The sequence below is a fragment of the Nostoc spongiaeforme FACHB-130 genome (assembly GCF_014698475.1).
Classification (GTDB): domain Bacteria; phylum Cyanobacteriota; class Cyanobacteriia; order Cyanobacteriales; family Nostocaceae; genus Nostoc_B; species Nostoc_B spongiaeforme.
In genome coordinates, this window is sequence record NZ_JACJTB010000023.1 from 26070 (window position 1) to 40869 (window position 14800).

Annotated in this window: 13 protein-coding genes; 7 read left to right on the plus strand and 6 right to left on the minus strand. The window is 40.6% G+C overall.

Going from position 1 to position 14800, the window contains the following annotated elements; genetic code table 11:
- Positions 1 to 8 precede the first annotated feature (8 nt).
- The 3 genes from H6G74_RS17300 to H6G74_RS17310 form a co-directional block, all read right to left on the minus strand.
- The gene (locus H6G74_RS17300) at positions 9 to 1139 is read right to left on the minus strand and encodes an ATP-binding response regulator (RefSeq protein ID WP_190968847.1); all 1131 of its coding nucleotides are present in this window, start codon (positions 1137 to 1139) and stop codon (positions 9 to 11) included.
- Between the two features lie 26 nt (positions 1140 to 1165).
- Positions 1166 to 2500 carry an ATP-binding response regulator gene (locus H6G74_RS17305; protein WP_190968848.1) on the minus strand — a complete coding sequence of 445 codons (1335 nt, stop codon included), beginning with the start codon at positions 2498 to 2500 and terminating at the stop codon, positions 1166 to 1168.
- 248 nt (positions 2501 to 2748) lie between these two features.
- Positions 2749 to 3180 carry a response regulator gene (locus H6G74_RS17310; RefSeq protein ID WP_190968849.1) on the minus strand — a complete coding sequence of 144 codons (432 nt, stop codon included), beginning with the start codon at positions 3178 to 3180 and terminating at the stop codon, positions 2749 to 2751.
- A gap of 1072 nt (positions 3181 to 4252) precedes the next feature.
- Between H6G74_RS17310 and H6G74_RS17315 the strand changes: the two genes are divergently transcribed.
- On the plus strand, positions 4253 to 4975 hold the full coding sequence (locus H6G74_RS17315) for a response regulator transcription factor (RefSeq protein WP_062295850.1): 723 nt from the start codon (positions 4253 to 4255) through the stop codon (positions 4973 to 4975).
- A 138-nt stretch (positions 4976 to 5113) separates the two neighbouring features.
- Here H6G74_RS17315 and H6G74_RS17320 read toward each other — a convergent pair whose 3' ends face one another.
- A complete protein-coding gene (locus tag H6G74_RS17320) occupies positions 5114 to 6454 on the minus strand; it encodes a lipid-A-disaccharide synthase-related protein (RefSeq protein WP_190968906.1) in 1341 nt (446 codons plus the stop codon).
- A 208-nt stretch (positions 6455 to 6662) separates the two neighbouring features.
- Between H6G74_RS17320 and H6G74_RS17325 the strand changes: the two genes are divergently transcribed.
- The 4 genes from H6G74_RS17325 (at position 6663) to H6G74_RS17340 (ending at position 9948) form a co-directional block, all read left to right on the plus strand.
- The gene (locus H6G74_RS17325; RefSeq protein WP_190968850.1) at positions 6663 to 8672 is read left to right on the plus strand and encodes a BamA/OMP85 family outer membrane protein; all 2010 of its coding nucleotides are present in this window, start codon (positions 6663 to 6665) and stop codon (positions 8670 to 8672) included.
- Between the two features lie 71 nt (positions 8673 to 8743).
- Positions 8744 to 9163 (plus strand): ester cyclase, encoded by a 420-nt coding sequence (locus H6G74_RS17330; protein WP_190968851.1) that lies wholly within the window; start codon positions 8744 to 8746, stop codon positions 9161 to 9163.
- A gap of 162 nt (positions 9164 to 9325) precedes the next feature.
- Entirely contained in the window at positions 9326 to 9541 is a 216-nt protein-coding gene (locus H6G74_RS17335; RefSeq protein ID WP_190968852.1) for a hypothetical protein, read from the plus strand.
- Between the two features lie 2 nt (positions 9542 to 9543).
- Complete coding sequence (locus H6G74_RS17340; RefSeq protein WP_190968853.1) at positions 9544 to 9948, plus strand: type II toxin-antitoxin system VapC family toxin; 405 nt, start codon at positions 9544 to 9546, stop codon at positions 9946 to 9948.
- A 33-nt stretch (positions 9949 to 9981) separates the two neighbouring features.
- On the opposite strand, the gene tftA is transcribed toward H6G74_RS17340, so the two are convergent.
- Entirely contained in the window at positions 9982 to 11334 is a 1353-nt protein-coding gene (gene tftA, locus H6G74_RS17345) for a hormogonium tapered terminus morphoprotein TftA (RefSeq protein ID WP_190968854.1), read from the minus strand.
- 285 nt (positions 11335 to 11619) lie between these two features.
- Between tftA and dnaG the strand changes: the two genes are divergently transcribed.
- The gene (gene dnaG, locus H6G74_RS17350) at positions 11620 to 13539 is read left to right on the plus strand and encodes a DNA primase (RefSeq protein ID WP_190968855.1); all 1920 of its coding nucleotides are present in this window, start codon (positions 11620 to 11622) and stop codon (positions 13537 to 13539) included.
- 411 nt (positions 13540 to 13950) lie between these two features.
- Positions 13951 to 14235, plus strand: coding sequence for a hypothetical protein (locus H6G74_RS17355; protein ID WP_190968856.1), 285 nt, complete (start codon positions 13951 to 13953; stop codon positions 14233 to 14235).
- A gap of 152 nt (positions 14236 to 14387) precedes the next feature.
- Here H6G74_RS17355 and H6G74_RS17360 read toward each other — a convergent pair whose 3' ends face one another.
- Positions 14388 to 14585, minus strand: coding sequence for a hypothetical protein (locus H6G74_RS17360; RefSeq protein ID WP_190968857.1), 198 nt, complete (start codon positions 14583 to 14585; stop codon positions 14388 to 14390).
- Between the last annotated feature and the right edge of the window lie 215 nt (positions 14586 to 14800).

Consider the following 14800-nt stretch of genomic DNA (forward strand, 5'->3'; position numbering starts at 1 on the left):
CACTTAACTTAGATACTTTTTGGTAGTCGCACTGTAAACACGCTGCCTTTACTTAGTTCGGAAGCAACGGTAATATTACCACCGTGGGCTTCAGCAATTCTGTAGGAAAGATGCAACCCTAAACCGCTACCAGAGCGTTTATTTCTCCCTTGACGAAATCGCTCGAATATACCTGCTTGGTCTTCGGGGGCGATACCATAGCCTGTATCTTCCACGGCGATGATTACCCAGGTTTTGCCTGTGGCGCTGTCTGCATTTTCTGACATCCGAATTGTAATTCCGCCTGTATCAGTAAATTTGATGGCGTTACCCAGGAGGTTGTTGAACACACGGCGCAGTTCTAAAGGATCACCCATCACCACACCGGGATTTGTGGGATTGTTGGCTAAACCACTGGTGTCTACTGTGACATTTAAATTTTTCTCACTCGTCAGGGGTGCTAATTCGCTGACTACTTCTTGAATGATTTCGGGTAAATTGCAAACGTCATCGTTAAAGGTCTTTTTCCCTGCATCCATACGAGACACTTCTAGCAAGGTATTGACCATTTGCATTAGATTTTTGTTGCTGCGAATCATGACGGAGATGGCTTGTTTCATTTCCGGCGAAATTTTGCAGAATGTTTCTTCCAGAAACAAACCCAGCATCCGATCTGCTGCTACTAAGGGGGTACGCAAATCATGGGTAAGACGTGATACAAAGTCTTCCCGTTGGCGAGCCATTTTATCTTGTTCGTCTAAACTGCGCTTGAGTCGCAAAAGCGATCGCACTCTTGCCAGTAGTTCATCTGTATCAAAAGGTTTGCGAATAAAATCATCTGCACCTGCATCTAGTCCCTCCACTACACTAGATTCATGAAAGGCTGTAATCAGCAGAATGGGAATATAAATTTTAATCGCCGGATTCTTACGAATGCGATCTGTCACTTCATAACCATCCATCCCTGGCATCATCACATCCAGCAGAATCAAGTCTGGTGGAGACTTTTCTACATATTCTAAAGCTGATTTCCCGTCGGTTGCTAAATCGATTTGATAGCCTTCACTTTCTAAAATTGTTTGCACTAAGATTAGGTTATCTTTAGTGTCATCAACGGCAAGAATGCGATCAACTTTTTGAGACTTTTCCACAACAGACATGATTAATTTACTTTTGTGCTAGGGATTTATAGTTTTAAATTGGGATACCTCATCGATGAACGACGAGATGGGGGAGAAGATTTATGGGGATTATGAGCCGAGAAAAAAATATGCTCACCATCAACATTTAAAGCCGGGATTTTTCCGGTTATATCTTTGGCTAATATTTGTCTGGGTAGCTCGACTTTAAACATCGAACCGACTCCTAATTGGCTATCGATCAAGATTTTGCCATTCATCATTCGCACTAAGGAATCGACAATTGCCAAACCCAAGCCTGTGCCAGGATATTTGCGTGTGAGGCTTTGATCAACTTGGCGAAAGGCTTCAAAAATGTGTTGAAAATCTTTGGGAGCGATACCAATACCTGTATCACGAACTGCGATCGCTATGCGATTTTCTGGCAGTTCTTCAACTTCTAACCAGATAGAACCTGCTTCGGTAAATTTGATGGCATTCGACAGCAAATTTACTAAAATTTGCCGCACACGTACTGAGTCATTAAATACCCAAGGGTTTTCTAAATCTATCTGGACTTGCAAAGCTAATTTTTTAGCTTCTGCTAGAGATTGCATTTCTTTGACAGTGCCATTTATGACTGTCGTTACATCAAATAATTCGGCTTTTAGTTCCAGTCTACCTGCTTCTAATTTAGAAAAATCTAGAACTTCATTTAATAACATTAATAAATGCTTGCCATTATTGAGAATGCGCTCGACCATATCGGTTTGTTGAGGCGATAATTGCCCGAATTTTGGTCGCAATAAAATTTGTGAAAACCCAATAATTGCATTCATCGGTGTTCGCAATTCATGGGACATTGTAGCTAAAAATTGTGTTTTTAGCCTTGATGCTTCGATTAATTTTAAATTTTGGATTTGAATTTGTTGTCTTTGTCTTTCGAGTTCTTGATTTTTGCGGATCAGTTGTTCGTGACTTTCTTTTAACTGTTGCAGTGCTAAATTTGCTTGCATTTCAGCACGGTATACCCGCATAGCATTGCGTAAAATTTGCGCTAATGTATCGGAAGATACTCTTGATTTAGCCAAGTAATCTGTCGCGCCAGCTTTCATCAATTCAACAGCAATTTGTTCATCACCTTGTGCAGTCAAAACCACTAAAGGAACTTTGATTTCTGATGCTTGTACCCGGCGAATCAGTGTTAAACCATCTTGATCTGGCAAGCGATAATCCAGGAAAACACAATCAAAGGTGATACTTGCCAACGCTAATAGTGCTTCATGGCCATTACCAGCCTCTGACAGTTCCATTTTGACACCTGCTTGCATCAAAGCACGGCGTACTGCCATCCGGTCTACTTCATCATCATCTACAACCAAAATTCTCAGCGTTTCTTCCATTTGTTTTTATTTTCGCTGTCCAATGCGGTTTAATGTCTATCATTTTTATTTTGTGTCTATCCAAATAAAAATTTTGAGATGTGAGTTACAAGTTTGGATATACGAATTCAAGTAGCATTTTTTAAATGGACATTATTATATTGATTAACAAAATAATATCTCAATTCGGTAATTATCTTGACTCTGATTATTAGTCTTTGTTTAAAGAAAATATAGTTTATACATATTTCCTATCAATTTTTAGTTATTTAAGGTATTTCGCACAATATCCAGTATTTATTCAATGTGGTCATTGTCTCGACGAATTTATTGAATGTAAGTGGTTTGAGGATATAGCCAGCAACGTTTAAGTTGTAGGCTTGTACCCTATCTTGATCCTGATTTGAGGTAGTCATTACTACTACAGGCGTGGTACATAATTTTGGATCAGAACGTAATTCTTGCAGAAATTCGATGCCGCTCATTTTTGGCATATTTAAATCTAATAAAATCAAGCGCCGCTCTGTTGGTACACTTGGGTTTTGACCATACTCGTTCCGCAACATTTCGAGAGCTTCTAAACCATTACTGGCTAGATACAATGGATTAGTAATATTAACTTTTTTAAAGGCACGCTTGACATTCATCACATCAACTTCATCATCCTCCACTAGTAATATATTAATCACTCTTTCCAGCATGTTTTTTGGCAACCACTCAACTTTTTGTGATTATGAGTTAAATCACTTATGAAAATAAACTTGATTATTAATAATTAATTAATTACAATATTTTTATTATTAGTAATTAATAACTTAATAATCATAAGCGAAAAAGCCTGATTTAAGCTCACTATCATTGTAAATGAGCCTGTTAATGCCTGTCCTCAGCCATTAGTGAGAGTTGTAAACAAATGTTTTGCACCATCAGCTTGAACTGTTTGACTCTCTTACGTCTATCTTGGTTAATCAACAATCCTGGCAAATGACCTGCTAATTCACACTATTATTCATTCAGAGGCTATTTATAAAGGGAATATTAAGTAGGGTGTGTTACGGCTATATCAGGATTGTGGTGCTTAAGAACTTGAGAACTAGCCTTAACGCACCATCTTTCTCGGTGCATTCAGTGTTGCTACAACGCAGCCTAAAATTTAAGGTTTACTATAGCAATCCTATTTGATATGTGAATAACAGAGGCAAGGGCGACAAGGTAGAGAAGGGAGAGATGTTTGTAATTCATTTAGGATTGCGATATTGTTCATTCAGAATCAAGGTCGTGAGTGGAAGAGTAAAATTTAATCAGCCGCTTGTTTCTCAATATTTCCACTTGATGATCTACAGATTTACTGGTGGTAGCAAGGGTGAGCTAGCAGTCCTATTTGATATGTGAACAAAAGAGACAAGAGAGAGATGTTTGTAAATCATTGAGGATAGCTATACCAATTCTAGAATAAACTGCACTCTGTAGATGATGTAGAAATGTTGTATACAACCTCTCTACAAGAACTATCAATGATTATGCTAAATATTACAAAAGGTTATTAAAGGCGAGAAATTGAGATAAATATTTCATATTTGGTTGTAAAATATCCATACATCTCTGGCTAGATATTTGTATCTATCCATTTTAAAAACTGGGAAAATCATACTTCTATCGGTGGATGCAAAGGCATTGGCATATCATCTATCTTTGGTTTGGAAAAACATAGATTAATTTATTGACAAAAGCGTACTTCAAAAGACGCGAATCATAGGAAGAGTGAGTTTAGTGATGAACGAAATCAGCATTATTTTAATTGAGGATCACGATTTAACCAGAATGGGGCTAAAGGCTGCATTACAGTCGCAAAGCGGGTTAAAAGTAATTGGAGAAGCTGCTAACGCCACCCAAGGAATGAAACTGTTAGAAACGGCAAAGCCAGATGTCGCAGTGGTAGATATTGGCTTACCTGATATGGATGGGATTGAACTTACCCGTAAATATAGACGTTATCAAGCTGAAACTGGACAAACAGCTACCAAAATCCTGATTTTGACAATGGATCATACAGAGGATGCGGTATTGGCGGCGTTTGCGGCTGGTGCAGACTCTTACTATATGAAAGAAACTAGTATTAGCAAGTTAACAGAAGCCATCCAAGCAACTTACAGTGGTAACTCTTGGATTGATCCGGCGATCGCTAATGTAGTCTTACGTAAAATGCGCCAAGGTATTCCCGGTGAAGCCCAAAATGGTGACAAACCCAAGACCGTGAAAATTGAAGCCTTAGCCACAGAATACGAACAAGTTCTTGAAACCTATCCCCTAACTCAGCGAGAATTAGAAATTTTAGAATTAATTGTTGCAGGTTGCAGTAACGGTCAAATTGCCGAAAAACTCTACATTACAGTTGGTACAGTTAAAACCCACGTCCGCAACATCTTAAACAAACTCTGCGCTGATGACCGTACTCAAGCCGCCGTGCGGGCGTTACGTTCTGGGTTAGTTGCTTAGAGAAATTAAAAGTTAAAAGGCAAAAGGCAAAAGTTATAGCGTTTCTTATTCTAGTGAAGTACAAGCAAGAATAATTAACCGCAGATGGACGCAGATAAATTTGTACCTCAGCAGACTAGGAAAGGCTATATACTACCGCTATAAAACTAATCTTTCGGCTAAACAATCAGCGATTCGCCTAGCTGCGCCTGGTTGACCCATTCGCCGCAAACCATTTTCGGCGATGATTTGTAACCTGTCAGGATGTTGTAGCAGCGATCGCAACACCTTCGCTGCTTGGGATGGTTTGTCAATTAAAATCAAAGAAGATCCTAAAAGACGGCTTTGGGCTTCGGCAAAGGCATAATTATATTGTGGCCCCTGTCCGGGAATTGCGATCGCAGGCTTGCCTAGACCAACAAATTGTTCTGTAGCAGTCCCCGCCATTGCGATCGCCACATCTCCCAAATGTATACAATCGTTATAAGCTTGTTGAGAGATGAGCAAATAAGCATTGCGTTGCTGATAAATTAAAGTATTGGTATCCGGTAGAGAAATTGGTGATGTTGTGTGGGGTCGCCAACCTTGGACTTGTAAGTTAGAGGTGAGTTGGCTAGTATCTAGACTGGGTGCGATCGCTGCTAAAAACACCACATTACCAGAAGTATGTCCTGCTGCATCTCGTTCTTGAAAACTAGCCAGCAGTGCAGATACCGCTTCCATAATTAATTGCCAATTTTGATAAGCTTCTGGTGGACGAGAACCGGGAAGCAGCGTCACAACCAATGGTCTGGCTAATTCTTGTTGTTGGATATCAGCAGTGTAAAATCGTTGCAAGGGAAAACTCGGTTCTAAATTATCCATCATCGGATTCCCCACATCAACAGCCGGAATCGGCCATTGTTTTAAAATTTCCGTAGTCAAACTATCTCTGGGAAACACCGCCCGACAACGGCGACGACTCATTAACCAACGTTCCCACGGATGGTAAATTGAACCAGAAAAATTTTCCCAACGTGCAGACTTAGATTGGCGTGGTAACAATCCTGTTTCATCCTGCACATAATACTCAGATTTCGCTGTGCCGACAAAAGCATAATTCGCGCCACTAAAATAAGCAAACAATAACGGGACAATATCTCCCACCGCTAAAATTGCTGTTTGTTTACCTGATTTTGGTTGCGAACTCACCCACCGCCGCATTGCTTGGATTTGGCTGAGTGTCAACTGTACTAAACCGCCGCGCACATCCCGCATCAGTTGGCGGTTATCCATATATATAAAACCACCAGAAGGCATTGTTTGTACTGCACCAATCAAAGGAATGCCCAAATTTTGATAAGCATGTCCTTCACCCACCAAAGGTAAAGCAAACATCTCTGGTGGGTTTGATAGTTGCTGGAATGCTTGCACAATGCGGACTGCGATGATATCTTCGCCATGACCGTTACTTAAAAATAGTAAGCGTAACCGAGAACTTGCAGATGGTGAATGACTCATAAGAAACAAAACATCAAGATTAACTGTCAAAATAACTTGTAATTGATAATTCGTAATTAACCCATAGAAGTTAGCTAGGGGTTTGAAGCTTATAACTTCCGTCAATAAATTGAGGGAACTGCTGTGGTTTTGGGTAAACCCAATCAACACAGTGGTGGCTTAAGCTTGCATACTTCAATTACGAATTACGAATTAGTAATTATTTGTTATGCAAATTTCTAAAACCGCAATTTTAACTTTAGCTACTTTAGCGGCTAGTAATGTCACTCAACAAGCACTAGCTGTACCAACTACCCCAGCCAACGAAACTAAAAAAGATGTCATAGTTCCGGTAATTGAAGAAACTCCCATCCGCACCGAAGCTGTTTCAGCACCAGAAACTGTGGTTACGCCGCAATTTACCCAAAAATCCACAGTTATTAACAAAAAATCTCCTGTAGTACTCACTCCCATTAATCAAAGCAAGACTACTTTACCAACAGATAATAACTTAGTTGTTACAGCAATAGATGTCCAGGTAGTAGGCGCAACTCCCGAATTGCAAGAAATTGTCCGCCGCGTGATTAAAACCCAGCCTGGGGGAGACACCAGCCAAAACCAGCTACAAAAAGATGTCGCCGCAATTTTAGAGACTGGTTTATTTACCACCGCCAATGTTAATAGCCGCACCACAGCCGCAGGGTTGAGTGTAACTTATCAAGTGCAACCAGTAATAGTGCGATCGCTGCAACTTTCTGGTGCAAAAGTACTAACTTATCAAGTAGCCCTGGAACAATTTCAACCCCAATTCAATAGCGCCATCAGTCCCGCCGGATTGCAAAAAGCTGTGGAACAGGTCAATCAATGGTACGCCGATAACGGTTATAACTTGGCGCGAGTCCTATCAATTAAACCCAGTCGGGAGGGAATACTTAACATCAACGTCGCCGAAGGTGTAGTAGGTGATATTAAATTCCGCTTTGTCAACGATGAAGGTCAAACTGTTGATAGTAAAGGAAATCCTGTTACAGGACGCACTAAGCCAGAGTTTTTACGGCAGCAAATTAAACTGCAAACTGGGCAAGTATTTCAAGAAAAATTAGTACAGCAAGATATTCAACAACTATATCGCACAGGCTTATTTTCCAGTGTGAATGTGGCTTTAGAAGGCGATGCTAATAAATTAGATTTAGTTTATGAAATCAAGGAAAATGGCGCACGAGCAATTAATTTGGGCGGAAGTTATAACGCTAATCAAGGCATCATAGGTACTGTTAATTATCAAGACCAAAACGTTGCCGGGAAGAACAATATTTTAAATTTAAATGTAGGTGTTAGTAGTCGTGACTTGCAATTTGATGGGAAATTAATTAATCCTTATCGTCCCAACAATCCTGATAGCTTGGGTTACACTATTAACGGCTTCCGTCGCCAAGAACTTTCTGAAACCTTTGATGACACCATTAAATTAGCCAACGGTGATAAAGTGCGAGAAGGGCAAATTGGCGGGAGTGTCAGCTTGCAAAGACCGATTGATGGTTGGGATGCTTCTTTAGGATTGAATTATACTCGGACAACAATCCGCGATCGCCAAGGTAATATTAATTCAACCGATGCCCAAGGTAATCCCTTATCTGCCAGTGGTACAGGTATTGATGACTTAACCACCGTATCTTTCACCGCCGCTAAAGACAAACGCGATAACCCACTCAACCCAACTCAAGGTTCCTTACTCAAATTAAGTACAGAACAATCTATACCCATCGGTCAAGGTAATATTTCCCTCAACCGCGTCACCGCCAATTTCAGCCAATATGTACCAGTCAAAGTATTCGACAGTAAACAACCGCAAGTATTCGCTTTAAATGTTCAAGCCGGGACAGTCATTGGTGATTTACCACCTTACGAAGCCTTTAATTTGGGCGGTTCCAACTCTGTGCGCGGTTATGATGCAGGTAAAGTCGGCAGTGGCCGCAGTTACGTTTTAGCTTCCGCAGAATACCGCTTCCCCATCTTACCCATCGTTGGCGGCGTGTTATTTGCTGACTTTGGCTCAGATTTAGGTTCTGGTAGCACCGTGTTAGGAGACCCTGCGGGTGCGCGTGATAAACCCGGTTACGGTTTTGGTTATGGTGCAGGTGTGCGCTTAGATTCCCCACTGGGGTTAATTCGGGCTGACTACGGCATTAACGACCAAGGTGAAAGTAAAGTGCATTTGGGCATAGGTCAGCGATTTTAACACTGTTTACTCTTGACGCTGGTTGGATATGAGGGTATTTAAATGCTTAATACCCTGTAATAACTCCAACCATGTCTACCGCACAAAACAAAGCCATTGCCCTGGAATTTTACCAAGCCTTTGACAATGGCAGTGTTGAACAAGCCAAAAAAATTATCGCTGCAAACTTTATCGCTCATACAACAGGCGCATCGGAACCTCTCGATTTAAATGGTTTTATCGAGTATGGGTTGATGATGCGTAATGCTTTTCCTGATGGGAAGCATACATTTGCAGATGTGATTGTTGAGAATGATAAAGTCGTGACCCGTGGAACATTTAGCGGTACTCATGAGGGAGAATTACTAGGTTTTCCGCCCACAGGTCAGCCAGTGGAATTTGCCGTGATGCACATAGACCAAATTGTTGACGGCAAAGTGGTAGAACATTGGGGACAGGCAGATATTATGGCTTTGATGCAGCAACTTGGTATTCTTCCCCCATTAATGTAAGTCATAGGACTTAAGCACAGTCCACGGAAAATCGTAGACGCGCAAGCAGTTTCCCGTTTGCCCATCCTGACTGTTTTTCATAAAGTTACAGGGATATCTTGAAGCTCATACCCATTAGGGGGTAAAGCTTTCAGGCTAAAATTTATGTAGGAGGTAATTTATATGTTAAAAACCATTCAAGGAACTTATAAAGACGGCAAAATCGAATTAGATGAAATACCATTGGGCATCACTGAAAGCAAAGTTTTCGTTACTTTCTTAGAAAGCGAACCCACAAATTGGCCAGAAATAATTATGGAATATCAAGGTTTAGAAGAAAGTATCATCTTTGAATCATATCGGGAGGAACTGTTACCGCCGAAGGAAATAGAAATTTAATTATGGGTTATCTACTAGACACTTGCGTAATTAGTGACTTTGTTAAAGGAGAAGCAAACACCCTCAAACAATTAAAATCAACATCTCGTGCTGATATTTTTGTGTCATCGATAACAATTATGGAAGTGAAATATGGATTAGCTATTAATCTACAACGCGCTGTTAAAATTCACTCTATTATTGAAACTTTATTAAGCTCAATTACAATTTTACCTTTTGACTCTAAAGAAGCCGAACAAGCTGCTCAAATTAGAAGCTTGCTCAAATTAGCAGGTTTACCTATAGGTGCTTATGATGTACTGATTGCAGCCACCGCAGTCATCAATAATCACGTTTTAGTAACATCTAATGTCCGAGAGTTTCAAAGAGTGCCTAATTTACAGATTGAAAATTGGCGTTCTAATTAAATAGCGATCGCCTCCTCAAAAGAGATAAATTAATTACATAAATCCGGCTGACTCGTATAATCTTTGCACCATTGCCGTAATTTTAGCCCCATAATCTAAATCTGCTGACCAACGCCCAGAAAGTTGAGTAACTAAAGGGGCGATTCCTCTTGTGACAAAGCGAAATCTAGGGTCAACCACTTCATTTACCAACGGTTCTAAACTGGCGTAAGCTTTTAAATGTTGAATATGCGCCCTGACTCCAATTCTGGCACTTTCAAACGCCGCCGCATCAGAACCACCGCCAATACTGCCAAGTCCAGCAAAGTTGTTTTGTTCTGGTCGAATATCACCTCCAAACCGTAAAAATCCCGTTTCAACACACATTTGGCAAAAGGCAATATCGTAATTCACACCTTCAATTGTGGCTTCTTCTCGATAGAGTTTGGGAATATCAGGAAACTTGGCTAAAGCAGTTTCATTATTATTTCGCAGAAAGAGTTGTAGCTGCACTTCGGAAGTATTACCACGGGAGATAATTTGATCAATTTGACCAGGGCAAATTACTAAAATTGAACGTAGTTTAACAGTACGTGTGGCGCTATCCCAACCAACAGAAATATTAAAATCTCGAAGTTCTACAGCTTTGACATATACAACTCGGCGGTAGGTAATTCGGTTGACATTTTGGGCTGTTGTTAAATCAATTCGCAAGCGGTCTACTAAATCAATGGGAATATAAGCATTACCATTAACTAATATTCCTTGTTCTGGGTAGTTCTGACCGTTGATGTTGATATTAATAGATGGATAGGTTTGTTCCGTGGGAGTTCCGGGGGTGGGGTCAATAACACGACTCCAAGAAGCCAAACCATCAGCAATACCCAAAGCAAAATCACGGCGGCGGTTTTGCAGCAAGGCGCGGTCATCGGGGCTGCTGAGAAATCCCACTTGCATTAATAATGAAGGCAATGTTGTTTGACGACAAAATGCTAAACGTCCCAAGCCGCTATCGGTATCTGGTTTGACTCCTCGATTCGGTAATTGGGGAACACGGCGTAACAAACCGACTAACAGCAGTTCACCATTACTTTTACGCTCATTATTACTGGCAATATAAAATACACTAGCTCCACGCACCGTTGGACTACTGGCGGAATCAGCATGAATTTCCAGGGCGACATCTCCGCGACGACCACGAGAATTAATCCAAGTGATGGTGTCGGCGGCGCTTAAATCATCAGGAACAGCCAAAACTTCAAATGTCCGCGCCCGCAGTTCGGTAACAATTAAATCCCGCAGCAGAATCATTTCTCTGGCTTCTGTAGTTCCCCCAGCAATTGAACCGGGATCGATTCCTCCTGCTTCTTTGCCTCCGTGCGCCGCCGAAATAAAAATACGCCCCATCTTCAGTATTTCCTCTTAAAAAATTAAGCGTAAGCAATTCTATACATAATTCTTCGTCTAGCAACAAGAATATAATAGCTATCAGAAGTATTTTGTCATTAGTCATTTGTCCTTAGTCCTTGGTAATGACCAATGACTAATCCTGGATTTCTCTCAAGAGAGAAATCCAGGGGTGTGGGAGGTTTGGGAGGTGTGGGAAGATGGTGAAGAAATCTTTCTCCCCACACTCCCCTCTCTCCCCACACTTCCCACACCCACTACCCATACGTGAGAAATTCGGGTAATATGTACATTCCCCGCTTGCATCCAGACACAATTGAGGAAATTAAACAACGTGCTGATATTGTGGATGTGGTATCAGAACACGTAGTTTTACGCAAGCGTGGTAAAGATTTTATCGGTTTGTGTCCCTTCCATAGTGAGAAGAGTCCTAGCTTTACAGTCAGTCAAAGTAAGCAAATGTATTATTGCTTTGGCTGTAATGCTGGCGGAAATGCAATTAAGTTTTTGATGGATTTGGGTAAGCAGTCGTTTACGGAAGTGGTGCTGGATTTGGCGCGGCGCTATCAAGTGAATGTCCAAACCCTGGAACCTGAACAAAGACAAGAATTACAGCGTCAATTATCGTTGCGGGAACAATTATATGAAGTTCTCGCAACCACAGCCAATTTTTATCAACACGCTCTCCGCCAAACCCAGGCGCAAAAGGCGTTGCAGTATTTACTAGTAAACCGCAAATTAAAAGAAGCAACTATTCAGCAGTTTGGCTTGGGTTACGCCCCTGCTGGTTGGGAAACGCTGTATAGGTATTTGGTGGAGAATAAACATTATCCTGTGCAGTTGCTAGAAAAAGCGGGATTGATTAAGCCGCGCAAAGAAGGGGGCGGTTATTATGATGTGTTCCGCGATCGCCTAATGATTCCCATCCGCGATATTCAAGGGCGAGTGATTGCGTTTGGGGGGCGCACATTGACTGACGAACAACCAAAATATCTCAATTCCCCGGAAACCGAACTATTTAACAAAGGTAAAACGTTATTCGCCATTGACTTAGCCAAAACCGGAATTGCTCAAGTTGACCAAGCTGTGGTAGTAGAAGGGTATTTTGATGCGATCGCCCTTCATGCGGCGGGGATTAACAATGCTGTCGCTTCTTTGGGTACAGCCCTGAGTTTAGAACAAGTCCGGTTAATATTACGTTACACCGACTCAAAACAGTTAGTTCTCAACTTTGATGCTGATAAAGCCGGGACTAACGCCGCAGAAAGAGCGATCGGTGAAATTGCAGATTTAGCCTACAAAGGTGAAGTCCAACTCAAGATTCTCAATATTCCCGATGGTAAAGATGCTGATGAATACTTACATACTCATACCACAGAAGATTATCAAAGCTTGTTGCAAAATGCGCCACTGTGGTTAGATTGGCAGATTCAACAAATTACTAAAGGTCGGGACTTGCGACAGGCATTTGATTATCAGCAAGTAACTCAGAATATGGTCAAGTTGTTGGAACGAATTGGGAGTAGTGAAACACGTAAATACTATGTCGCCCACTGCGCTCAAATACTGAGCTTAGGAGATGCTGGACTTGTAAGATTGCGAGAAGAAAATCTAGAAACTTTACTAGGTGGCATTGCACCCGCTAGTAGACAGCAAAAACCAGTCACAGCTACTGTAAAAAAATATCTCTCTCGTCAATCTCCCGCGCCGCTTCCTGATCGGAGTCTTTTAGAACAAGCCGAGGCTTTATTGCTGCGAATTTATTTACATTGTCCCGAACAGCGACAAGCAATTATTAGCGAACTGGAAGAAAGAAATTTAGATTTTAGCTTGTCTCATCATCGGTTTTTGTGGGGGCAAATTTTAGAATTAACCAATGAGCAAATTAATTTAATCTCTAGTTTGCAAGATATATATTTAGAATTAGGTGAAGAAATAGAATTAATTTCACATTTGTTTCATTTAAATGAAAAGAGTAAAAAAGAGATACTCCGCACTCCGCAAGTTGTCCAAGCGGCAACTGCTTGTATGGAAAGAGTATTGCGCGAAAAACGTTATCGTCACTTTTTAGAACTTTGGCAAGAAACAGATGCAGAAACAGAACCAGAACGAGAGAAATTGTATTATCAAGCATTCTACGCCGATAAAATCAAACTGCAAGAACTCGATCGCCAGCGCCAATTTTCCATCACTGATTTGTTATAAAGCCATCCTCAATTATTCACCAATATACCTCTCCCTTGTCTTTTTTACTCATATCAAATAAAACTGCGATCGCACGAGGTTTAATTCTAGTTTCTCACGATTTTGATTTGCAGCGAATACAAGGATTAAAACTAGAAAACTGGCTAGTACAGGTCGGCGGAAATAAACAGACCATAATACCAATTCACAATTCGCAAGTCGCAATTCGCAATTAAAAAACTTAGATACAGTAAACCTTTCAGGGTTTACATCTGTATCAGATTTTTCGTGAAATGGTATAAGGAATTGCTAAAAGGCTTGTGTTATCGTTATTATTTCTTTTTCCTTTTGCCTTTTTCCTTTTGCCTTGTTGTACTAGTAAGTTTTACTGTTTAAGTATAAAATAGTGATGTATTCAATTGCTATAAACTCATGACACCGGTATCAGTTAAACCCTCATCTTGGCTAGAAAAAGGGATTAAAATTGAAAAAGTCAATAGTCTGAATCTGTTTAAATTGACAGATGAATTACAAGACCGAATGCAAGAACTTGTCGATAAAAAATTAGCTGATTCTCTGACACCAAAGGAAGCCTCTGAACTAGAAGCAATTGGAGATTTAATTTTTATTGTTACTTATATTAACGGGCAGATTGTTTCTGCGGCACAACAATCTCAAGATACTGAAACTTGGGAACAAAAACTAGACAAAAACTAGGCATTTTCAAAGCATTGTTTCTGAGGTAAATGCTATCAAGTTAACTTTATGCAATATCCTGCAAATATTGATTAAATCAACCCCTCAGACTGGAAGTCTGGGGCTATACAAACAAAGCCTGCCTCCGCAGGCTAGTTATATGCCAATACGGTTCAGTTAAGAGAATAGTAAGGTTGGATGTAGCGATAGCGCAACCCAACAAAGTATGCGTGAATGTTGGGTTCCGTTCCTCCACCCAACCTACACCAGTCTGGGGGTTGAGTTGGTTGGCTGCGGATGGTTTGATTTAAGTTTTCGTCACGCAGATATTGTTCTAGTGTTGACTGGGCAGACTGTTGTAATTGTGTCATGATGAATTTGTAATCGTAGTAGGGTTACATAAAGGCGATCGCAAACTCTGGCCGGAGAAAGATCGCCTTTATTCTTTAGTAGGCTTTAGATAAGAGCGATCGCAAACTCTGTTTGGAGGGCGATCGCTTTTATCATGTTTTTATGTTAGAGCATAATTTTATACTTATTAGATATAAGTGAAAAAATTTTTAGCTAATCAAATACCAATATAAAA

What these genes read in the sequence shown, in the direction of transcription:
- H6G74_RS17300 (WP_190968847.1), bottom strand. Translation starts at nt 1,139, where the DNA reads ATGTCTGTTGTGGAAAAGTCTCAAAAAGTTGATCGCATTCTTGCCGTT.
- H6G74_RS17305 (WP_190968848.1), bottom strand. Translation starts at nt 2,500, where the DNA reads ATGGAAGAAACGCTGAGAATTTTGGTTGTAGATGATGATGAAGTAGAC.
- H6G74_RS17310 (WP_190968849.1), bottom strand. Translation starts at nt 3,180, where the DNA reads ATGCTGGAAAGAGTGATTAATATATTACTAGTGGAGGATGATGAAGTT.
- H6G74_RS17315 (WP_062295850.1), top strand. Translation starts at nt 4,253, where the DNA reads ATGAACGAAATCAGCATTATTTTAATTGAGGATCACGATTTAACCAGA.
- H6G74_RS17320 (WP_190968906.1), bottom strand. Translation starts at nt 6,454, where the DNA reads ATGAGTCATTCACCATCTGCAAGTTCTCGGTTACGCTTACTATTTTTA.
- H6G74_RS17325 (WP_190968850.1), top strand. Translation starts at nt 6,663, where the DNA reads ATGCAAATTTCTAAAACCGCAATTTTAACTTTAGCTACTTTAGCGGCT.
- H6G74_RS17330 (WP_190968851.1), top strand. Translation starts at nt 8,744, where the DNA reads ATGTCTACCGCACAAAACAAAGCCATTGCCCTGGAATTTTACCAAGCC.
- H6G74_RS17335 (WP_190968852.1), top strand. Translation starts at nt 9,326, where the DNA reads ATGTTAAAAACCATTCAAGGAACTTATAAAGACGGCAAAATCGAATTA.
- H6G74_RS17340 (WP_190968853.1), top strand. Translation starts at nt 9,544, where the DNA reads ATGGGTTATCTACTAGACACTTGCGTAATTAGTGACTTTGTTAAAGGA.
- tftA (WP_190968854.1), bottom strand. Translation starts at nt 11,334, where the DNA reads ATGGGGCGTATTTTTATTTCGGCGGCGCACGGAGGCAAAGAAGCAGGA.
- dnaG (WP_190968855.1), top strand. Translation starts at nt 11,620, where the DNA reads ATGTACATTCCCCGCTTGCATCCAGACACAATTGAGGAAATTAAACAA.
- H6G74_RS17355 (WP_190968856.1), top strand. Translation starts at nt 13,951, where the DNA reads ATGACACCGGTATCAGTTAAACCCTCATCTTGGCTAGAAAAAGGGATT.
- H6G74_RS17360 (WP_190968857.1), bottom strand. Translation starts at nt 14,585, where the DNA reads ATGACACAATTACAACAGTCTGCCCAGTCAACACTAGAACAATATCTG.